The organism is Flavobacterium cheongpyeongense, assembly GCF_003202435.1.
GTDB lineage: Bacteria > Bacteroidota > Bacteroidia > Flavobacteriales > Flavobacteriaceae > Flavobacterium > Flavobacterium cheongpyeongense.
In genome coordinates this window covers 85,435-105,776 of sequence record NZ_QJHK01000015.1, presented here as the reverse complement: position 1 = coordinate 105,776, position 20,342 = coordinate 85,435, and the positions used below count along the sequence as shown (strand labels likewise).

Annotated in this window: 21 protein-coding genes; 11 read left to right on the top strand and 10 right to left on the bottom strand. The window is 33.2% G+C overall.

Annotation, left to right across the window (positions count from 1 at the left end; all coding sequences use genetic code 11):
* The first annotated feature begins 111 nt into the window (after window positions 1–111).
* Window positions 112–366, top strand: coding sequence for a hypothetical protein (locus tag DMB65_RS16140; protein ID WP_110307662.1), 255 nt, complete (start codon window positions 112–114; stop codon window positions 364–366).
* Window positions 367–1,135: 769 nt separating this feature from the next.
* Here the strand turns inward: DMB65_RS16140 and pdxH are convergent.
* The 5 genes from pdxH to pyrR all read right to left on the bottom strand — a co-directional run bounded on the left by pdxH (window position 1,136) and on the right by pyrR (window position 5,090).
* Window positions 1,136–1,780 carry a pyridoxamine 5'-phosphate oxidase gene (gene pdxH, locus DMB65_RS16130; RefSeq protein WP_110307661.1) on the bottom strand — a complete coding sequence of 215 codons (645 nt, stop codon included), beginning with the start codon at window positions 1,778–1,780 and terminating at the stop codon, window positions 1,136–1,138.
* Window positions 1,781–1,872: 92 nt separating this feature from the next.
* Entirely contained in the window at window positions 1,873–2,778 is a 906-nt protein-coding gene (locus tag DMB65_RS16125) for a ribonuclease Z (RefSeq protein ID WP_110307660.1), read from the bottom strand.
* A gap of 87 nt (window positions 2,779–2,865) precedes the next feature.
* A complete protein-coding gene (locus DMB65_RS16120; RefSeq protein ID WP_110307659.1) occupies window positions 2,866–3,198 on the bottom strand; it encodes a ribonuclease Z in 333 nt (110 codons plus the stop codon).
* 364 nt (window positions 3,199–3,562) lie between these two features.
* Window positions 3,563–4,489 carry an aspartate carbamoyltransferase catalytic subunit gene (locus DMB65_RS16115; RefSeq protein WP_029273654.1) on the bottom strand — a complete coding sequence of 309 codons (927 nt, stop codon included), beginning with the start codon at window positions 4,487–4,489 and terminating at the stop codon, window positions 3,563–3,565.
* Between the two features lie 61 nt (window positions 4,490–4,550).
* Window positions 4,551–5,090 carry a bifunctional pyr operon transcriptional regulator/uracil phosphoribosyltransferase PyrR gene (gene pyrR, locus DMB65_RS16110; RefSeq protein WP_110307658.1) on the bottom strand — a complete coding sequence of 180 codons (540 nt, stop codon included), beginning with the start codon at window positions 5,088–5,090 and terminating at the stop codon, window positions 4,551–4,553.
* A gap of 453 nt (window positions 5,091–5,543) precedes the next feature.
* Between pyrR and DMB65_RS16100 the strand changes: the two genes are divergently transcribed.
* From DMB65_RS16100 to DMB65_RS22185, 7 genes are all read left to right on the top strand, one after another.
* Window positions 5,544–6,014: an RNA polymerase sigma factor gene (locus tag DMB65_RS16100; RefSeq protein WP_110307656.1), complete on the top strand. Its 471-nt coding sequence runs from the start codon at window positions 5,544–5,546 to the stop codon at window positions 6,012–6,014.
* 5 nt (window positions 6,015–6,019) lie between these two features.
* Window positions 6,020–6,577 (top strand): hypothetical protein, encoded by a 558-nt coding sequence (locus DMB65_RS16095; protein WP_110307655.1) that lies wholly within the window; start codon window positions 6,020–6,022, stop codon window positions 6,575–6,577.
* Between the two features lie 431 nt (window positions 6,578–7,008).
* Window positions 7,009–7,320 (top strand): ArsR/SmtB family transcription factor, encoded by a 312-nt coding sequence (locus DMB65_RS16090; protein WP_110307654.1) that lies wholly within the window; start codon window positions 7,009–7,011, stop codon window positions 7,318–7,320.
* Between the two features lie 4 nt (window positions 7,321–7,324).
* Window positions 7,325–7,822: an SRPBCC family protein gene (locus DMB65_RS16085; protein ID WP_110307653.1), complete on the top strand. Its 498-nt coding sequence runs from the start codon at window positions 7,325–7,327 to the stop codon at window positions 7,820–7,822.
* A 250-nt stretch (window positions 7,823–8,072) separates the two neighbouring features.
* Complete coding sequence (locus DMB65_RS16080) at window positions 8,073–8,546, top strand: dihydrofolate reductase family protein (protein WP_230470699.1); 474 nt, start codon at window positions 8,073–8,075, stop codon at window positions 8,544–8,546.
* A gap of 59 nt (window positions 8,547–8,605) precedes the next feature.
* Window positions 8,606–9,166, top strand: coding sequence for a hypothetical protein (locus tag DMB65_RS16075; RefSeq protein WP_110307652.1), 561 nt, complete (start codon window positions 8,606–8,608; stop codon window positions 9,164–9,166).
* Between the two features lie 132 nt (window positions 9,167–9,298).
* A complete protein-coding gene (locus DMB65_RS22185) occupies window positions 9,299–9,469 on the top strand; it encodes a hypothetical protein (protein WP_165834974.1) in 171 nt (56 codons plus the stop codon).
* A gap of 71 nt (window positions 9,470–9,540) precedes the next feature.
* Here DMB65_RS22185 and DMB65_RS16070 read toward each other — a convergent pair whose 3' ends face one another.
* From DMB65_RS16070 to DMB65_RS16060, 3 genes are all read right to left on the bottom strand, one after another.
* Window positions 9,541–11,160 carry an ABC-F family ATP-binding cassette domain-containing protein gene (locus DMB65_RS16070; protein ID WP_110307651.1) on the bottom strand — a complete coding sequence of 540 codons (1,620 nt, stop codon included), beginning with the start codon at window positions 11,158–11,160 and terminating at the stop codon, window positions 9,541–9,543.
* Between the two features lie 149 nt (window positions 11,161–11,309).
* Window positions 11,310–12,080, bottom strand: a complete 771-nt coding sequence (locus DMB65_RS16065) for a TlpA family protein disulfide reductase (RefSeq protein ID WP_110307650.1) — start codon at window positions 12,078–12,080, stop codon at window positions 11,310–11,312.
* Between the two features lie 586 nt (window positions 12,081–12,666).
* On the bottom strand, window positions 12,667–14,733 hold the full coding sequence (locus tag DMB65_RS16060) for a beta-N-acetylhexosaminidase (protein ID WP_110307649.1): 2,067 nt from the start codon (window positions 14,731–14,733) through the stop codon (window positions 12,667–12,669).
* Window positions 14,734–14,958: 225 nt separating this feature from the next.
* On the opposite strand from DMB65_RS16060, the gene DMB65_RS16055 reads away from it, so the two are divergent.
* The 3 genes from DMB65_RS16055 to DMB65_RS16045 all read left to right on the top strand — a co-directional run bounded on the left by DMB65_RS16055 (window position 14,959) and on the right by DMB65_RS16045 (window position 18,358).
* Window positions 14,959–16,020 (top strand): sensor histidine kinase, encoded by a 1,062-nt coding sequence (locus tag DMB65_RS16055; RefSeq protein ID WP_230470698.1) that lies wholly within the window; start codon window positions 14,959–14,961, stop codon window positions 16,018–16,020.
* Complete coding sequence (locus DMB65_RS16050) at window positions 16,010–16,711, top strand: LytR/AlgR family response regulator transcription factor (RefSeq protein ID WP_110307648.1); 702 nt, start codon at window positions 16,010–16,012, stop codon at window positions 16,709–16,711. The genes DMB65_RS16055 and DMB65_RS16050 overlap by 11 nt, the downstream gene beginning before the upstream one ends.
* Window positions 16,712–16,888: 177 nt before the next feature.
* Complete coding sequence (locus tag DMB65_RS16045; protein ID WP_110307647.1) at window positions 16,889–18,358, top strand: MFS transporter; 1,470 nt, start codon at window positions 16,889–16,891, stop codon at window positions 18,356–18,358.
* 96 nt (window positions 18,359–18,454) lie between these two features.
* Here the strand turns inward: DMB65_RS16045 and fsa are convergent, their stop codons facing one another.
* Together fsa and DMB65_RS16035 are read right to left on the bottom strand one after the other, a co-directional pair.
* A complete protein-coding gene (fsa, locus tag DMB65_RS16040) occupies window positions 18,455–19,111 on the bottom strand; it encodes a fructose-6-phosphate aldolase (RefSeq protein ID WP_110307646.1) in 657 nt (218 codons plus the stop codon).
* A gap of 139 nt (window positions 19,112–19,250) precedes the next feature.
* Complete coding sequence (locus DMB65_RS16035) at window positions 19,251–20,330, bottom strand: hypothetical protein (protein WP_110307645.1); 1,080 nt, start codon at window positions 20,328–20,330, stop codon at window positions 19,251–19,253.
* Between the last annotated feature and the right edge of the window lie 12 nt (window positions 20,331–20,342).

Genomic DNA, 20,342 nt, shown 5'->3' with positions numbered 1-20,342 from the left:
TGCTAAAGTGAAGAAATTCAGCACTGTAATGAATATTAAATTTCATGAATCATTTCCCGTTCTTACAAAAGACGAAAAAATAATTTATTTCACCCTTAATAATAATATAAGATGGAAAAAAATGAAAAAATGAAGACAAAATTACTTTTATCAAAATTTACAAAGCAATTCTCAAAAGAGGTAAATGGACTCATATTAAAAAGCTTTCCTTCGGCAGCAACAATTACAGTACTGCTGATCCTGTACTTAGCTCAGATGAAAAAGCTTTATATTTTGCTTCTGATATGTCCGGAAGCATTGGCCAGTCTGATCTTTTTAAGCTCATTATCAATGAAAACGGTGACTATGATAAACCGCAAAAATTAGGTAAAGCATTCCAATACAGAAGTCAGGATTACCCAATCGTTTAAAAAATAAGTCGTTGTAAATTATGACCTTTACAACGACTTAATAACTAAACCTGAATACTAACTTTCTTCCTAAATTTTTGCAAAATACTGGTGCTTTTTTTTTACCAGTTTCTGCATCAATTTTAACAGTAATACCAAAATGCGTATAATCTCCTTCGCTATTTTGTTTATGAGTGGGCTATCTAACCCCGCTTTTAAACACTAAGGGCTTTGATAGTAATATTGCTCTATTTTCTCCAACATTTTTAGCTCCAAAAACAGCGATAATGTTCTTCGACCGGCCTACAAAAATCATTATGATTAACGACTTTATTTGTCATCATATAAATATCGTGTTCCTCTGATTTAAAAAAAATATCATTAACTGTTACCAAAGCATTCAGTCCAATTCTTACACGATACTCATTTATGAATACCAATACTTCTAATTCTGAAACATTTTACATATACTCTGTTAGGATTTCAGATCTAGACGAATTACTTATTTCAACGGACTCTGTTGAACACTAAATTAAAAATAGGAACAACGGCTAAGCAACATTATCTGAAACAATTTCTTTATAAAATAATTAGGTTACATGTAAAGCCGAATTCTAGGAAAAATTCATTTCTAATATCGAACGTAATTAATTTACACTTCAAAAAAACAAAATTATCGTCAAAACAACAAATTTAATCGACAAAATACATTCTTATTTCAATTTAACATGTAAAATTCTTACTTTTTAAGGAGCTAATCTCTCAATGCTCCAAGTAAAATCAGACTGGCTTTTATAAGAAATTCGGTCATGCAGTCTATTAGCCCTTCCCTGCCAGAATTCTACTTCTAAGGGCGTTACTAAATATCCTCCCCAATGTTCCGGTCTTGATATTGACTTGCCTTTAAAATCATTTTCCAGCTTTTTTAAATTTTCCTCTAAAAAAGTTCTTGATGGAATTACTTCACTTTGGTTAGAAACCACAGCACCTAATTTACTTCCTTCAGGACGTGAATCGAAATAATTATCTGATATATTTTCAGACGTCTTTTGTGCAATACCTTTTATAATAACCTGGCGCTCCATTTCCTGCCAGAAAAAAGACAAACATACATGCGGATTTGCCGCAATCGCTTTTCCCTTTTCAGAATTATAATTTGTATAAAAAATAAATCCTTCTTCAGAAAATTTTTTCAATAAAACCACTCTCGATTTTGGAAAACCATCTAATCCAATGGTTGAAATGGTCATTGCATTTACTTCTCCACTTCCACCAAAATCTTCTACTTCGTGAAACCACCGGTTAAAAAGGTTAATTGGATCTTCTGGTATCGAGGTTTCCAATAATTCACTTTTCTCGTAAGATTTTCTATAATTGCTTAAATCGTTCATTTTTTCTTTTTTGTTACAAGTTAATTGTAAGATGTGAAAGGTAAAATACCTGTAAAATGGAATACAACTATTAAATTGTACTTTTTACAATGCTAAAATTCAAACGAAACGCCGTCATTCCCCAAAAGGACATTTGAAAAAACGGTTTCAGCTTCTTCTTTAAAGCGCTCAATCCCTTCGTATCTTGTTGAATAATGTCCTAAAATTAATTGTTTTGCATTTGCTTTTAAAGCAATTGTTGCAGCTTCTTTAGCAGTTGAATGTAATGTTTTTTCGGCTAAAATCGCTTCTGATTCCAAAAATGTAGACTCATGATACAATACGTCTACATTTTCTATAATGGGAATAATGGCTTCGTGATAAACGGTATCTGAACAAAAAGCATAACTCATTGGAGCAATTGGGTCAAAAGACAACTTTTCGTTTTCAATAACTGTTCCGTCATCAAGCATGATATTTCCTCCGTTTTTTATCTTTTGATAATAAGCGGTATGAATATTATAGTTTTGAACAGCATCTACATTTAGCTTTCTATCCCCTGGTTTTTCCTGAAAAAGGAATCCGTTTGTGTAAACCCTGTGTTTTAGTGGAATTGTTTTTACTATAACTTTTTGATCTTCAAATACAATTTCACTTTCCTTTGACTCAAGTTCATGAAAAAACAAATTATAGGTTGTCCATGATTCTGTGAGTTTTAATTGCAATAAAATAAGCTCTTTAACACCTTTTGGTCCGTAAACATGTAAATCGGTGGTTCTTCCCAGCAATGAAAAGGTTGAAATTGTTCCAATCAATCCATATAAATGATCTCCATGAAGATGTGAGATAAAAATGTGATTAATTTTTGAGAATTTAATCTTATTCTTTCGGAGCTGAACCTGAGTCCCTTCACCACAATCAATCAAAAACAGTCTGCTTTTAATCTCTAATACCTGCGAAGTCGGGTTGGTAAATGTTCTGGGAGTTGCTGCATAACAGCCAAGTATGGTTAACTTCATTATAGCTTTTTGATTTTAGATTTAGTATTTTTTTAGATTCCAATATTCAAAATCTAAAATCTGAACTCTGAACTCTAAAATCGACAATTAAAACCCAAGGTCTCTTTCAATTTCTTCCATTTCGATAATATCATGTGCTTCCAAAAGTGATGGAACTACAGTTAATTTATCAGAAACAGCATTGAAATCAAAATCCAAAACCACAATTACAAATGATTTCTTAGCTTTCTTCTGTTGTTTGGAAAGAGGTAAAAAAAGTTTCAGATCATTTTCGGATAAATTAGAATCCGAAGTTAAATCGATAATAATATTTTGTTTTTCAAAGGTCTTAAACTGCTGCGTAACTTTATCAAGGAAAGATTTGAAATCTCCCTGAGTGTCTTTAATTATAACGGTATGTCCTTTTTGATCTACTTTCATTTTATAATTTTTGGGACTTATATAAAATTAATAATTTGAGAGCGAAGGTACAAAGTTTTTAGTTTTCTGTTGCAATTTTCAGTATCAGTTTTCAGTATCAGTTTTCAGTATTCAGTCGCGGTTCGCAGTCGAAAATTTTAGTTTTCTGTCTCAGTTCTGTCAGGTTAAGCGGAGTCGAAGCCTTTTTTAACGAACTAGCCTTCGACTTCGCTCAGGGTAATATCTCTTAAAAGCTCTGTTGTCAGGCAGAGCGGAGTCGAAGCCCTTTTTTACCTGACAAGCCTTCGACTCCGCTCAGGATAACAACTCGTTAAAGAAAAAGTCAAAAACTGAAAAGTGTGACCGGGGACTGAAAACTAAAAAATTACTGAATCTTAGAAGCCAAAAGATAAATAACCGCCATTCTAATCGCTACCCCGTTTTCCACCTGATTTAAAATCACTGAATGATCAGAATCGGCTACTTCAGAAGTGATTTCTACTCCTCTGTTGATGGGACCCGGGTGCATGATTACGATTTCTTTTCCAAGAGAATCCAATAATGGTTTATCGACTCCGTATTGCTGAGCATATTCACGTGTTGAAGGGAAAAAGTTCACATCCATACGTTCGTTTTGTACACGAAGCATATTGGCAACGTCGCACCATTCCAATGCTTTTCGTAAATTTGGTTCAACCGTAACTCCAAGTGATTCGATATATCTCGGAATCAGGGTTTTTGGCCCACAAACCTTAACTTCTGCACCTTGCATCTGTAAAGCATATATGTTGGATAAAGCAACTCTTGAATGCAGAATATCACCTACAATAACCACTTTTTTTCCGGCTACATCGCCCAGTTTTTCCCTGATTGAATAACTATCCAATAAGGCCTGCGTTGGGTGTTCGTGTGCGCCGTCGCCGGCGTTTACGATACTGGCTTTGACATTTTTGGATAAAAAATAAGCCGCTCCGGGATTGGAGTGGCGCATTACAACCATGTCAACTTTCATGGAAAGGATATTATTTACAGTATCAATAAGTGTTTCTCCTTTTTTAACGGATGACTGTGCCGCTGAAAAGCTAATCACATCTGCCGATAAACGTTTTTGAGCTAATTCGAAAGAAAGTTTGGTTCTGGTACTGTTTTCGAAGAAAATGTTAGCAATGGTAATATCTCGTAATGAAGGAACTTTTTTAATGGGCCTGTTAATGACTTCTTTAAAATGATCTGCCGTTTCAAAAATTAGGTTAATATCATTCTCATTGATGTATTTAATTCCTAATAAATGATTTACGCTTAATTCTTTCATTTTTGTTTGTTTATTTATTAATCGTTGAACTGTTTAATTGTTTTTAATTTTACGATTCAACTTAATTTGTAACGAGGTAAACGACATCTTCGCCTTCATTTTCTTTCCAGCTTACTTTTACTTTTTCATTATTTATGGCATCTACCTGACGGCCACGATAATCGGGCTGAATTGGCAGGTTTCTACTAAAACGTCTGTCGATTAACACTAGCAATTCAATTTCCGAAGGTCTCCCAAAAGACTGAATTGCGGTTAAGGCGGAACGAATGCTTCGTCCGGTAAACAAAACGTCATCGATAAAAATGACTTTTTTGTTTTCGACTATAAAATTGATTTGTGTTTTATTGGCTTCAAGTGGTTTATCCGTACGACGAAAGTCATCTCTAAAAAAAGTGATGTCTAAATATCCTAAAGAAATTTCGGGAGTATTGTATTCGCTCTGTAATATTTGTTTTAAACGTTCCGCTAAAAAAACGCCTCTCGGCTGAATTCCGATTAAAATAGTATCTGAAAAATCAAGATGTTTTTCGATTAACTGACAAGCCAAACGATGGAGTATGATAGTAACTTCTTTTGAATTAAGTAATACTTTTTGGCTCATAATTAAGTGTGATGTTTGGTTGGGCAAATATACAAAATCAGAATTTATTTGTTGGGGTGTTGGGCGGGGAAATATTTTTTTAAAAATTGACACATCTTTACGTTTGGAAGTATCTCTTAATCAATTAATCAATGAAAACTTTTCTATTTTAGCTAAACTGAAATATGTCATCCAAAGCTATTTTTAAAAATTGAATACATGTCTTATCGTAAATTAAGTTGCACACTTTTTTAAACTGTCACACTGCACCTCAATACAGTCTTCGGCAGAAAGTGCAATTTATAGGCTCACATAGTTGTAGTGGACGTAAAATTGAGTACTCTCCTTTTTAGACACTAAAATTATTTTATACCCCCTTGTAATATTTTCCGCAAATTAAGCAACTTATGCATTATATAACTTAATTTCAAAACGGTATGAAGAAATTCTTAATGACTAAAAAAAAACGATAATATGGAAACGGAATTTTTAGGACTGATCCATGAAAATCAAAAAATAATATATAAGATTTGCAAATTATATCGGGATAATAGAGAAGACCAGGAAGACTTATTCCAGGAAATCGTTTATCAGCTTTGGAAATCTTATCCAGGCTTCAAAAGAGAATCTAAAATAAGTTCGTGGATATACAGGATTGCTCTAAATACTGCTATCGCTACTTATCGAAAATCAAAAATATTTATTGATTATTATGAAGAATTTCCCGAACATATTCATCCCTCTTCCGAAAGGACAATTTCAGAAAATGAGGAACGATTGTTTTGGGCTTTGCGAAAATTAAATGATTCGGAGAAAGCGGTCATATCTCTTTATCTGGAAGACTTCAATTATAAGGAAATTGCAGAAATAACAGGACTAAGTGATACTAATGTAGGTGTACGATTAAACAGAATTAAAAATAAATTGAAACAAATACTAAAATAAAAATCATGGAACTAAATGACTTAAAATCAGACTGGAAAAACGCTGGTAAAGATTTCAAAAGCGAAGCAGACTTGCGACTAATGACTAAGATTGTCAATCACCCATCAATAAAAAAAATAAGAACAAAACTGATTATTGAGGTAATTGTCCTATCATTCTTTTTATTTATTTATTATGACTGGTTCGATGGAGACAAAAAACCATTTTATGCGAATCTGTCATTAGTAGTTGGCTTATTATTATACATTTTCAATGATGTCATTGGTTATATTTCCATAACAAGACCTATCAGAGAGGCTAATTTAAAACTATCCCTCCAGAATTATTTGATGAGAATAAAGCTACTATCAATTTCTTCAGTAATTATCACATCTCTATATAGCATCTCAATAGTTATTTTTTTTACGTCAATAATAAATTTTACAAAAGAAAAAGGACTAATATTGATATTTAGTGTAGTTGTTGCGATTCAATTTATTCTATTATCTTTAAGAATGTGGACTAAATGGATTAAAAATTTGGAACTCCTGGTAAAGGACTTTAATATTGATGAAGAATCGTAGTTTGTATTGTTCAAGAAATCCAGATTGCTCAGGTTTTTAAAAAATAGTGAGGAAATTCTTTCCGTGCCTACAAAGCATATCAACTTTACAAACATTAAAATCTCCTTGGGAATCAATCATATTGTAGCGACGGATTTCAATCCGTTGTAAAATTTAACATCATCTGAAAGAGTTCCATAGGAACGAATCATATTAAATTAAAATGTTTCGAACCTACGGCTCTTTCTTATTTTCATATCTAAATAAACTGGATTAAAACCAGCTCTACAATATTTATCGAGCCGATGGCTCTTGCTCTTGGTTCACCCAAAAACTAATAATCTTACATTTCTTTTCTAACTAATTAAAAATAACTCAATAAATATTTGTGAAACCAAAAAGTTGCATATATATTTGCAGCCAATTGATTTCGTAAATAAAATTTACAACAAATGAGAAGAGACATTTTTCAGGCAATAGCCGACCCAACAAGGCGGGCTATTATATCTTTGATTGCCTTACAAGCGATGACACCAAATGCCATTGCTGAAAATTTTAATACTACAAGACAAGCGATCTCTAAACATCTTCGCATTTTGACAGAATGCGAATTAGTAAGACAAGAGCAACAAGGCAGAGAAATTTATTACTCCCTTGAAATTGAAAAAATGAAAGAAATTGACCAATGGCTGAGCCAATACAGGGAAATTTGGCAGACCAGATTCAATCAGCTTGACGAATTATTAGTAACAATTAAAAAATAGAAAGATGGAAAATTTAGTATTTGATTTTACTGTTGACAAACCAAGCAAAACAGTAACCATTGTAAAAGAATTTGCAGCAGAATTGGCTTTGGTTTGGGATGCGTACACCAAACAGGAAATACTCGACCAATGGTGGGCACCAAAACCATGGGCATCTAAAACAAAAGTGATGAATTTTGAGGAAGGCGGACGAAGATTTTACGCCATGGTAAGTCCGGAAGGGCAAGAACATTGGGCCGTTCAGCAATATAAATCTATAAGTCCAAAAACTAATTTTAAATTCTATAATGCTTTTGCTGATAAAGATGAAAACCTTCAACTGCCTGGCTCTGAATGGGATTTGAATTTTACAGCCCAAAACGAAAATACAAAAGTAGTGATTACCATTTATAACGAATCGCTTGAGCGAATGGAACAAATGATTGAAATGGGCTTTAAAGAAGGATTTACGATGACACTGAAAAGCTTAGAAGAATTATTGGCAACTTTGTCTCAAAAATAATTTTAACATAGTACATAGTGGAACGCATATTTTATTTATAAAACTGTTAATCGAACGAATAAATCTTTCTGGTTTCAAAGATTTATTGAAACTTCTTATATTTGATTAAACAATAAAAACACCAAACATCATGAGAAAAATAATGTCTTATCCATGATTACAATTGATGGCGTAATGCAGGCACCTGGTGGTCCGGAAGAAGACACTTCGGGCGGGTTTGAATATGGAGGCTGGGTGGCACCTTTAAGCGATGAAATTTAATGGTAAAATCATGCCGGAACAAATGAAACCTGCCGATATTCTTTTGGGCAGAAAAACATTTGATATTTTTGAAGCATATTGGCCCAAACATGCAGAAGGCTGGCCGGGAATTAATGAAGCTACCAAATACGTCTTGTCTTCCACCAGAAAAAGTTCAAATTGGGAAAACTCCGAATTTCTTTCCACTATAGAAGATATCAAAAAACTCAAAAATTCAGAAGGCGGAGACATTAAAGTCTGGGGAAGTGCAACACTTGTACAACTTTTGCTTCAGCATGATTTAGTTGATGAACTTTGGCTTAAGATTCATCCGTTGGTTTTGGGTAAAGGAAAAAAGTTGTTTGATGATAATGTGCTTCCGGTAACATTTGAATTAATTGAAAGTACGGTTACTTCAAGAGGAGTGATTTTTACCAATTATAAACGAGTTGGAGAAGTTAAAACTGGGACAATTGGAGAGTAAAATTACAGAAACTATAACTCTATTAATGGTTTTAATCAAATCTAAGCTATTCAATTATTATGAAGAAAAAAACATTTCTCATCTTTTCGGTTTTAAATACAATCTTTCTTAGTTCTTGCAAATCAACTCCGGATTTGACAGAAAACGAAGTTTACACTATCATAAATGAAATTATAGTAGACGACAGCTTACCAATTTATCAGGCGTGTTGGAAATTCAAAAACATTAAGTTAACACAGGATTATAAAAAGCAGTTTACTGAAGAAGATTTAGAATTCATTGACGAACAAAATGAAATTTTCAAGGATTTGAAAATAAAACCAAACAAATTGAAGTGGTATAAAAAAAGGCAAAAAGCATTTGAATTCACCTCAGTTGATACAATTTGCGATCAAGGGATTTTATATCATATTTCATTTCCTCTCATTTCAGCAGATAGAAAAAAAGTAATTATTGAATTTCAGGAAGATTGCAATTGCTTACTAGGTGGCCAAGGAGGAAAAGATTTATACGAGAAAAAGAATGGACATTGGATTCGAACAAAAAGTTTCGATCAATGGATCAGTCAAAATAAAAATTCAAAATTAATTCCGAACTTAAATCTGACTTATGATAATTGAAGGAAACAAATCCTCAAATATTAAAACTTTTCGCTAAAATTATATAAGACATTTTTTTGCTGATTAAAGTAATTTTATTCTACGATAATTAGAATACTAAATTCTTTTTAAAACATTAAAAACAGCAAAATCATGCAAAATAAAATCACAAAATGGTTAATGGTATTCGTGATACTATTTTCATTTACAAGCTGCGAACTTATTGGAGATATTTTTAAAGCCGGAATAGGAGTCGGGATATTTATTGTGGTTTTTATAATCGCCATCATTATCTGGATTTTCGCCAAGGTTTTCAGAAAGTAGAAACATAAAAAATCCCAAACTCCATTTTTATTTTTTGGAATTTGGGATTTTTAATATTATATATGGATGTATTATAGATTGTACATCTTTTTTCTTTGTTCCTGAATCTTTTCATCATCAAGATATTCGTCAAATGTCATGTAACGGTCAATTACTCCGTTTGGTGTAAGCTCTACTACTCTATTACCAACAGTTTGTGCAAACTCATGGTCATGTGTGGTGAAAATTACTGAGCCTTTGAAATTTTTTAATGAGTTATTGAAAGCAGTGATCGACTCCAAATCCAAGTGATTTGTGGGTTCGTCAAGCATCAGGATATTTGCACGTTCCATCATCATTCTGGACAACATACAACGTACTTTTTCTCCTCCTGATAATACACGGCTTGTTTTTAAGGCTTCCTCTCCGGAGAAAATCATTTTCCCCAAGAACCCTCTAATAAAAACCTCATCACGCTCTTCCTCAGTTTTTGCATATTGACGTAACCAATCTACCAAAGTCAGATCATTTTCAAAATATTTGTGGTTTTCTGCCGGTAAATACGCCTGATTTGTGGTAATTCCCCAGTCGAAAGTTCCAGAGTCCGCTTTTTGTTCTCCGTTTAAAATTTCGTAGAAAGCGGTTGTGGCACGTGAATCTTTAGAGAAAAGAACAATTTTATCACCTTTTGCCATATTCAAATCTACATCTTTGAACAAAAGTTCTCCGTCTACAGAGGCAGAAAGGTTTTCAATATTCAGAATCTGATCTCCGGCTTCACGATCCTGATCGAAGATAATGGCAGGATAACGACGGCTTGAAGGTTTGATTTCAGAAATATTCAATTTAGAAATCATTTTTTTACGGGAAGTTGCCTGCTTAGACTTAGCAACGTTCGCGCTGAAACGACGAATAAATTCTTCTAATTCCTGTTTCTTTTCTTCTGCTTTTTTGTTTTGCTGGGCACGTTGTTTTGCTGCTAACTGGCTAGACTCGTACCAGAATGTATAGTTTCCTGAGTAATGGTTTATTTTTCCAAAATCAATATCAGAAATATGGGTACAAACCGCATCTAAAAAGTGACGGTCGTGAGATACTACAATTACAGTATTTTCGTAGTTTGCTAAGAAATTCTCTAACCAGGCGATTGTCTCGAAATCCAAATCGTTGGTAGGCTCATCCATAATCAGTACATCCGGATTTCCAAAAAGTGCCTGCGCCAAAAGCACACGAACTTTCATCTTCCCTTCCATATCAGCCATTAAGGTATAATGATGCTCTTCGTTGATTCCTAAGTTAGACAACATCGATGCCGCATCTGAATCGGCGTTCCATCCGTTCATTTCTTCAAACTGAACCTGAAGTTCTCCAATTCTGTCAGCGTTTTTGTCGTTGTAGTCTAAATAAAGTTCATCCATTTCTTTTTTAACAGCATACAGCACTTTATTCCCCATCAAAACGGTTTCCAAAACCGTATGCTCATCGAACATGTTGTGATTTTGGTTCAAAACCGACATACGTTTCCCCGGTTCTAAATGAATATGTCCGGAAGTTGGGTCCATATCGCCCGAAATAATTTTAAGAAAAGTTGATTTTCCAGCTCCATTGGCTCCAATAACGCCGTAAATATTTCCGTGAGTGAATGTAGTATTTACTTCGTCAAACAAAATACGTTTGCCAAATTGAACTGATAAATTATTGACTGTTAACATGAATGTCTTTTTAATTAATTTTGTGCAAAAGTACGAAAAAAGGTTCTAAGTTGCAAAGGTGCTTTTTGGATTGTAAAAGGTGAAATATGAATAGTAAAATGTGATCTGAAAAAGTAAAAACCATCTAATTTTTCAGATCTAAAACTTAACTATTTACTTTCTTTCTCTAAAGCCACTTCTAAACTTTCGTAATCATTTACCACTTTAGTGATTATTCCTTCTTTATTTAGGATGAAATGCGTTGGAAAAGCATTTAAATCTAACGTTTCGTTCATATACACTTTCATGTTTGGAATCACGGAATATGACAATGGTTTTCTTGCTAAGAATACTTTTAGCTCTTCCGGAGTATCTTCGGCGAGACTTATAAATTGAATATCTTTTCGGGCTTTATATTTTTCAACTAATTGATTGACTTGCGGAAATTCTTTGATGCAGGCGGCACAGTGAATGTACCAGCATTTTATGACAATGATTTTGCCTTTCATGGTTTCGTTTGAAACTATATTTTCGTCTAAATCTTTAAAAGAGAATTTAGGAAAAGCGGTGCCTTCCATTTTGTGATTTTTAAGCGCATCAAAAGCAATTTGATTGATGGTGGCTTTTATGCTTGTATCTGATTTAGGCTGAATTTTAAACAGCTTGTAATAGTAAATTGAGTCGGCTGATTTTAACCGAATTGGAATAACATTTCCGTTCACCAATTGATCCAGAAATGATTCTTTTGAGATTTCTTTTGCAAGAAGATCAAGTGCCGTAAAATCTCTTGAAAGCATTATGTTTTTGCTTTGATAAGCTGACCACTCGCTGAAGTTTTTCTGAATCTGGATGGGATCAACTTCAGGATTTCCGAATTTATTTTGTGCTGAACAAATTGTGAATATTAGGAATGCTATTAGTAAGCTGATTGATTTTTGCATGGAAATTTAAATTGGATAATTGGTCTTCAAAAGTACTTAAAAATTAATATTTCTAGCAGATTCTGGAGTTTTGGCAGATTTTTTTATTCTGATTTTCATTCAAAATTAACTTAATTCAAAAAAATATCACAAAGTCGCAAAACATACAAATTCACTTCATTTTTCGACAAGATTATGTAAATCTCCGTGAATATTCTTCTGAAACATAAAGCCCTAGCCCTGATCGAAGCGATATCCTTTTGTGGCGGGGTTCGCCATAAAAGATTTAGCGGAGAGCAGGAAATAGCTCCTAAAAAACTACTATTCTTAAACTACATTTTGAAAGACAAAAAAACCTGACAATTACTCGTCAGGTTCATAATGCTCTCCTCTAAGCAAAAACCAAATAACAAATTACCTAAATTCGATACATTTTGGAAATACAAATCAGATTAAAAAATAAATAACCAAACTCAATTTTAACCGTCCCAATTTTTTATTTCCTTATTTTTAGAACATTTAACGCTCTTGATTTGTTCATAATTATCTCTGCCAGATTTACTGCTGACAGAGATAAGACCAATTAATCACAACTTTACTTAAAGCTTTATATTAATTTTTTAAGACTTGCATAAACTGCCAGCTCAACATCGGCATGGTCTTTTGTATTGCATTGTTCTATCAGATTTTTCAAATCGGCTGGCTTTATAACTGATTTGTTATCTAAAACAAGTAACAATTCCTGTGATGCATCGCTGAGTTTTTTAGCCAAAGGCAAAATTGGCTGCACTAATGGCGCATTGGCGCTTAGGTCATTTAGTTCTTTATTTACGGTAATCCATTTACTGAAAAATGCGGCGACTTTTGCTTTGTTTTCTGGTGTTTGTTTTTTTAAATACTCTGTTACGGCAGCATCAAAGTCCAAAGCATCCTTGGCATCGGGTGTGCAGGCATCTGCAAAAAGTGTAAACGGAGAATACATTTGATATTCTGTTCCGTTTTTATTTCGTGTATATCCTTTTAAGGGTTCGCAAACATTTGAGAATTCCTCAAGGGATTTTACATTTTGATTGTTTGCAATGTTTCTTAAAATCACCTCTTTGTTTCGAATGTGTGTCAACCCCAGTTCTTCTAATCTGAATGAAACGGTTTCAAGACGCCTGCGCATATCGGCAACATCTGTAATACTTTCTGCTGACCAGAGCCTTTCGGCAATTGCGGCTGTTCTGGGCCAAATTCTGGAATCTATTGTTTCAGGTGTGGTTAATTCTGACCACATTGGGGCTTCTCCACCTAAAACCCTTGCTTTTTCTTCAGTTGTCAAATCAATTCCCTTTGGTATTGGATCATTTAGATAATGACTTTCAATTGGGTACATCAAATCGATATAATAGCCGTTTGACAAAACTGTTTTATAGCCTTTTTTTACTGCTTCTGCTAAAGACTGACCCGGTAAAATACCTTCATTTGAACCTTTCCAGGAATGGATAATGGCTTCTTTTGAAAGATTTTGGGTTAAAATTTCTTCCCAGCCCATTAATTCTTTTCCGTATTTTTTAAGCATCGGAACCAACTGCATGGTAAAATAAGTCTGTAATTCGTGGTTTGTTGATAGCTTATTTTTCTTTTTAAATTCCTGAATTTTAGGATTGGCATCCCAGTCTTTTCCTTCATTTTCATCTCCTCCGATATGGAAATAAGCTCCGGGAAATAATGGGCAGATCTCATCAAAGATTTCGCTTAATATTTGATATGTTTTAGGATTTGAAGGATCTAATGTTGGCGTAAAAATACCTGCATTCCTCTCCAATCCATAAGTTTCAATTGCTGTTTCCTGAATGTTTTTTTCTGAAGTTCCGCCAGTTAGCGTAATCACCTTGCTCCCTATTTCGGGATAAGCCGTTAATATCGCAGTTCCGTGACCTGGTACATCTATTTCGGGAACAATCAAAATACCTCGCTCATCAGCATATTTTACGATATTTTTAATTTCTTCCTGAGTATAATACATTCCATCTGAAGCCAGTTCAATAAGTTTTGGATGTTTTTTCATTTCGATTCTCCACCCCTGATCATCAACTAAATGCCAGTGAAAAACATTCATTTTCATTGCTGCCATTCCGTCAAGATTTCTTTTGATTACATCTACCGGCTGAAAATGTCTGGAAGCGTCAATCATCAAACCTCTCCAGGTAAATCTTGGAAAATCTGAAATCTGTGAGTTCGGGAAATAAAATGATTTATTAGTATTCCGGAGCAGCTGCAATAACGTTTCAAGACCGTGTAAAGCTCCTAAATCGCTGGTTGCCTCTATTGTAATTTTGTTTTCTTTGATGTCTAAATGATAGCTTGCATCTTCATACAAACCTATTTTTCCACTTTTACTACAGTTTATCTGAAGTTGTGCTGTTGGGACTTCGTTTAATTTCGTAACAAAATCCTGTGTAAAGAAGAGACCGGTTCGGCCATCTAAACGACGCAAAAAACGAGTTACCCCGCCAAAAATCCTGTGGTTGGGATTTCCGGTAATATTGACTTTAAAATTTTTGTTCAAAGTAAAATTCCCATCATTCAAAACGATATTTTGCGGCCATGGCATAAGATTTAGCTGCTCTTTTTGAATCTGAGCACCAGAAGTAAAACCTGCTAACAATAGGATTAATGTATATTTCATTTTATAAATTTATTCTTAAAGTATTGTTGACAAAAAAAAAATATACCAACTACATCAAACTTTAAACCAACAACATAAAACAATCAATAATACGTTTTACGGAAACGTTATATTAAAACAACACACCGTTTACGTAACTTTGCAAAATTTTATTCAAAAAATTGTGTTTAACCAACTAATTGTTTAAAGTTACATCATAATTTAAACATCCATAACACCTAATACATGGTTACATTGAGTGAAATTCAAAAATTAAACTTTGATATTAAACTTCGAAATCACATCTGGTTTTGGGGAAGTTATTTTACACTGAACTTTTTAAGATGGGGCGCATACTTTAATGATTATGACTATTCATTCAAATCAAATCTGATTGAATTCTCCCTTCACATCCCATTAGTATATTTCAATCTTTTTATTTTAGTGCCGCATTATGTACTTAAACAAAAATACCTTAAATACACTCTGGCATTATTGTTTAGTCTTTTTGCAGTATACCTGCTAAAAACAGCTCTGACCTATTATATTATTTCAGAAAATATCTGGCCTGAGGCAAATCGCGAATACCATCCTTTTGACATTAATCACATTCTTGCAGTATGTATTGGTGAATTATATGTGTTAGCAATGGCATCTTCTGTTTATCTTACTTTGACCTGGATTCGCGAAAGAGAAAGAAACAGGTCGTTGCTGGAAAATCAATTTAAAATCAAACTTAAATATCTCGAAAACCAGATTCAGCCTCACTTTTTCTTTAATACCCTAAATAATTTATATGCATTGTCCTTAGAATCTTCTGATAAAGTACCTGATGTGATTATTAAATTATCTAATCTGATGGAATATGTATTGTACGAGGTAAAAGGAACCAGGTTTGTACCTTTAATAAAAGAAATCGACTATATTCAGAATTATATCGAAATTGAGAAACTTCGTTTTGAAAATGTTGAAGTGACTATTAATCTGGAATCGAATATCGAAGATATCAAAGTACCTCCCTTAATTTTTATTTCGTTGGTTGAAAATGCCTTTAAACATGGGGGATTAAATAATAAAAATCTAAAAATTAAGATCAATTGTAAAGTTGAGGATAATAAATTACTGCATCTTGAAATACTTAATAATTTTGTAATTTCACAAAAAAATAATCCTAAAGGTGGTATTGGCCTGATTAATACCAAGAAAAGATTAAAATTAATTTACAAGAACAATTTTAGCCTTCAGTACAAAACAAAGCTAAATTACTATATTATAAGTTTGCAAATACCTATTCATAATGAAGATTAAATGCTTATTAATCGACGATGAACCTTTAGCGATTAAAGTCTTACAAAATTACTTTACCAATTTTACCGACTTTGAGGTTATTGGTACTTTCAATAATTCCTTAGAAGCATTAGAATTTATAAATACTACACCAGTTGATGCTGTTTTTTTGGACATCAATATGCCTATGATGACTGGTTTTGAATTAATTAGTTTAATAAAAACCAAAACAAGGGTCATTATTACAACCGCTTTTAGAGAATTTGCCGCTGAAAGCTATGATCTTGATGTCTTAGATTATCTGGTAAAACCTATTCCGTTACCAAGATTCATTAAATGCATTAACAAAATTACTACCGAATACCATTTAAAAAACAATATAAGAACAGAAACATCAAAAGGTGATTCTCATATTTTTATCAAAGTCGATAAAAAAATGATGAAAATTAATATCGAAGAAATTTTGTTTGTTGAAGGAATGAAAGAGTACATTAAAATCGTTACTCCGGACAAAACGTATATCACTCATAAATCTCTTACAGCGCAGTCTGAAGAATTACCTAATGACAAATTTATGCGCATTCATAAATCGTATGTAATAGCACTTAATAAAGTCAAATCAATTGAGGGAAACAGGATTCAAATTCTTTCATACACCATACCAATTGGCAGAAATTATAGTAAAGAAGTAAAAAATAAAATTCTGGAGTAAAAACTTTCTTCCTAACTTATCACAATTGTTTAAAAATTTAACACTTTGTTGAATAAATTATGCTGTTTGTATAATTTCTACATTATTTATGCTTTATAATTTTTTTTTAAAAAATCTAACAAATATATTTACTGCTTTAAAACCACTAAAAACTCTAAAAAAACTTTAATTATAATTATGAATTCAGAAAATGTACAAACCAAGTGGGGGCAATTTATTTCGTTGATAATTGTCTTTTTCTTTTGGGGTTTCGTTGGTTCTGCCAATGATATCCTGATTCCCGTATTCAAAAAAGTATTTACTTTATCCCAGGTTCAGTCACAATTAGTTGCCTGGGCGTTTTATGCCGCTTATTTTGTGGGATCAATCATCTTCTTTTTAGTATCCTTAAAATCAGATGTATTGCAAAAATTCGGATACAAAAAAACCCTTTCTGCTGGCTTACTGTTATCTGCAGTTGGTTCATTTTTATTCGTTCCTGCAGCTACAATGGCCAGTTTTCCATTCTTTTTAACAGCTTTGTTTACTGTAGGATTAGGATTCTCTATCCAACAAATTGTTGCCAATCCGTTAGCCATCAAAATGGGAAGCCCTGAAACCGGAGCACACCGTTTAACACTAGCTGGAGGTATAAATTCTTTCGGAACAACAATTGGAGCAATCTTATTAGGAATCGCTTTATTTGGAATGGGAGACAACAAAAAAACAAACCTTTCTCTTGAAGATATTAAATTACCTTTTATTATTTTAGGTCTTGCTTTTATTATAGTTGCTGTTTTTATGAATTTTTCAAAAATCGAGGATCCTGAAAAAATAGATAATGAAGAAATAAAAGTGGCACATTCAAAATTCAATATTCTTGACTATCCTCAATTATACTTAGGAATGTTGGGAATCTTTATTTATGTTGGAACGGAGGTAACCATCATCAGTAACTTACCGGCATTACTTCATACAACAGAATTCGGAAGTGTTTTAGAAGATGCAATTGCACCATTTATCGCACTTTATTGGGGAAGTTTAATGATTGGTCGCTGGAATGGAGGTGTAAATGTTTTCAATACATCAAACCTTGTAAATATGGCACTTAAATTTATTGTACCAGCTCTTGCATTTGGGGTAATCATTGGTGCTAATATTTTTGCGGCTCATGATGTTTCTGCATTCTACATTTACCCAATCTGGATTTTACTATTCATTGCAGTAAGTTTTGTAGGAGGTAAAAATGCCGGAAAAACTTTAATGCTTTTTGGAATTTCTGGTTTATTAATGATGGTATTGGGGTTATTTTGGCCTAATCCTGAAATTGCAAAATTCTTCTTTATCTCAGGCGGATTATTTTTATCAATCATGTGGCCTTCAATCTTCGATTTGGCGATTGCTGGATTAGGAAAAAATACAGGAAAAGCTTCTTCGTTCTTAATCATGATGATTCTTGGAGGAGGAGTCATCCCATTGGTTCAGGGAAGTATCTGTGATTTAGACGCCACCTATCCAGAAGGAATATTAGGCATAACTTACACGCATTTTTCTTATATAGTACCGCTTATTGGTTTTGCTTACCTGGCATTTTACGGCTTCTACTGCCCTAAAATATTAAAAAAACAAGGTGTAAGTCACGTAATAAGCGAAGGCGGCGGACACTAAAAAACGATATAAAATCAATATAAAAATCCCGTATTACAATTATGCAATACGGGATTTTATTTTTAAACATTTCCATTAAGGAAAGAATAATAATCTTTATTTGTTCCCTTTCTCAAAATCAGCTACAAACTGAGCCAATCCTATATCTGTCAAAGGATGCTTCAACAATCCTGCTATTGCAGATAACGGCCCTGTCATTACATCTGCACCAATTTTAGCACAGTTTACAATATGCATCGTATGACGTACAGAAGCCGCTAAGATTTGAGTCTCATATCCATAGTTATCATAGATTTCTCTGATTTCCTGAATCAAATTCAGACCGTCTGTAGAAACGTCATCTAAACGGCCAATAAAAGGTGAAACATAAGTGGCTCCTGCTTTAGCAGCCAATAAAGCCTGACCTGCAGAAAACACAAGAGTTACATTTGTTTTAATTCCTTTATCTGAGAAATATTTTGCAGCCATAACTCCCTCTTTTGTCATTGGTAATTTCACTACAATTTGCTCATGTAAATCAGCCAATTCTTCACCTTCTTTCACCATTCCTTCAAAATCCAGCGCATTTACTTCAGCACTTACATCTCCATCAACAAGATTACAGATATCAACATAATGTTTCAAAATGTTGTTTTTTCCTGTAATCCCTTCTTTTGCCATCAAAGACGGATTTGTTGTTACACCATCTAAAACACCTAATGCCTGTGCTTCTTTAATCTGAGCTAAATTAGCTGTATCAATAAAAAATTTCATAATTATATTTATTTAATTGTGTTCATAATTTGAGCGTGCCCCAAGGGTCGGGTGTTCCGCTGTATCTTTTTATTTTTAAAGAAAAAATAAAATGGATGCCGCTTCACCCCCTCACGCAAAACCGGTGCAAAATTACAACTTAGAATCTAAATTTAGCACCAATAGCCAAATCAATTCTCCATAAATTTTCAAAATCTTCTTTATCAAGCTTAATAGTTTCGGTACTTCCATCAGCATATTTATACTTTAATTTTTTTAAAACACCTCCCGCAAAATTAACCTGTGGACCTACTAAAAAATGAGGCGTTATTCTAAAATGATAGCCCATTCCACCAATCATACCCAAATTACCACCCGTTATTTTTAATGGACTCCCAATTATAGTAGATTTATTTTTATAAGCCATATACCCAATTGCTAGTTCAAGATTAGCTTCACCTGTTCTTGAATTATGACCTTCTGTCAATATAAACGAAGCACCAATAAATGAAATTGTTATATCATCACTAAAATCTCCTTGATATATGGTTCCGTCATCCAAAGTAACCTGCTGGTTACTGAGGGTTCCAGAGGATTTGTAAGCATTATATTTTAAACCAAAACCAGTCCTCTCATCCTTAAGATAATATGCACTTATATCATAACTCAATCCCGATTTTAATTTTTTTAAATACTCTTTTTGTACTGAATTCAATCCATCAGGAGAGGAAGCAACCCGGAAACTTTGTGCCACATTTGCCAATAATAGAAATTTTGAAGTTTTAGAATTACCATAATAAACCGGACCATATACTATAGCATCATTCGAGACTGCTTCCAAATTGTTAGTTGATTTCACAGAGTCTTTTGCAATTTCAGGTTCAATATAATTTGTCGTATTTTCAATTCTCAACAAATCCGCAGTAATTCTATGACAAGAACTCCCAAAAACACTTGGATATAAATGCTCTGTAATCAATAATGCATTTGCACCACTTTTTTTAGCTTCAATTTTTGCCTTTTCAATCACAGTTCCTAAATCACAATTGACAGTAAATCCAGTGTCTCCAATTTTAGTAGTTCCAATTTTACTATAAGTTGAGGGAAGTTCAGATTTATCATTAAAAACAATAACTTTGTCAGTTTCATTTAATTTTTCATGTTTTTCAGAAACAGACGTTCTTATTTTTGGAGAACAGGAACAAAAAGCAATAGTAGCAAGTAGTAAAAGGTATTTCATTTTGGAGTTTAA

Bases quoted from the DNA above. Each gene is read 5' to 3' on its own strand.
- DMB65_RS16140 (WP_110307662.1), top strand. From the start codon at position 112: ATGGAAAAAAATGAAAAAATGAAGACAAAATTACTTTTATCAAAATTT.
- pdxH (WP_110307661.1), bottom strand. From the start codon at position 1,780: ATGAACGATTTAAGCAATTATAGAAAATCTTACGAGAAAAGTGAATTA.
- DMB65_RS16125 (WP_110307660.1), bottom strand. From the start codon at position 2,778: ATGAAGTTAACCATACTTGGCTGTTATGCAGCAACTCCCAGAACATTT.
- DMB65_RS16120 (WP_110307659.1), bottom strand. From the start codon at position 3,198: ATGAAAGTAGATCAAAAAGGACATACCGTTATAATTAAAGACACTCAG.
- DMB65_RS16115 (WP_029273654.1), bottom strand. From the start codon at position 4,489: ATGAAAGAATTAAGCGTAAATCATTTATTAGGAATTAAATACATCAAT.
- pyrR (WP_110307658.1), bottom strand. From the start codon at position 5,090: ATGAGCCAAAAAGTATTACTTAATTCAAAAGAAGTTACTATCATACTC.
- DMB65_RS16100 (WP_110307656.1), top strand. From the start codon at position 5,544: ATGGAAACGGAATTTTTAGGACTGATCCATGAAAATCAAAAAATAATA.
- DMB65_RS16095 (WP_110307655.1), top strand. From the start codon at position 6,020: ATGGAACTAAATGACTTAAAATCAGACTGGAAAAACGCTGGTAAAGAT.
- DMB65_RS16090 (WP_110307654.1), top strand. From the start codon at position 7,009: ATGAGAAGAGACATTTTTCAGGCAATAGCCGACCCAACAAGGCGGGCT.
- DMB65_RS16085 (WP_110307653.1), top strand. From the start codon at position 7,325: ATGGAAAATTTAGTATTTGATTTTACTGTTGACAAACCAAGCAAAACA.
- DMB65_RS16080 (WP_230470699.1), top strand. From the start codon at position 8,073: ATGAAATTTAATGGTAAAATCATGCCGGAACAAATGAAACCTGCCGAT.
- DMB65_RS16075 (WP_110307652.1), top strand. From the start codon at position 8,606: ATGAAGAAAAAAACATTTCTCATCTTTTCGGTTTTAAATACAATCTTT.
- DMB65_RS22185 (WP_165834974.1), top strand. From the start codon at position 9,299: ATGCAAAATAAAATCACAAAATGGTTAATGGTATTCGTGATACTATTT.
- DMB65_RS16070 (WP_110307651.1), bottom strand. From the start codon at position 11,160: ATGTTAACAGTCAATAATTTATCAGTTCAATTTGGCAAACGTATTTTG.
- DMB65_RS16065 (WP_110307650.1), bottom strand. From the start codon at position 12,080: ATGCAAAAATCAATCAGCTTACTAATAGCATTCCTAATATTCACAATT.
- DMB65_RS16060 (WP_110307649.1), bottom strand. From the start codon at position 14,733: ATGAAATATACATTAATCCTATTGTTAGCAGGTTTTACTTCTGGTGCT.
- DMB65_RS16055 (WP_230470698.1), top strand. From the start codon at position 14,959: ATGGTTACATTGAGTGAAATTCAAAAATTAAACTTTGATATTAAACTT.
- DMB65_RS16050 (WP_110307648.1), top strand. From the start codon at position 16,010: ATGAAGATTAAATGCTTATTAATCGACGATGAACCTTTAGCGATTAAA.
- DMB65_RS16045 (WP_110307647.1), top strand. From the start codon at position 16,889: ATGAATTCAGAAAATGTACAAACCAAGTGGGGGCAATTTATTTCGTTG.
- fsa (WP_110307646.1), bottom strand. From the start codon at position 19,111: ATGAAATTTTTTATTGATACAGCTAATTTAGCTCAGATTAAAGAAGCA.
- DMB65_RS16035 (WP_110307645.1), bottom strand. From the start codon at position 20,330: ATGAAATACCTTTTACTACTTGCTACTATTGCTTTTTGTTCCTGTTCT.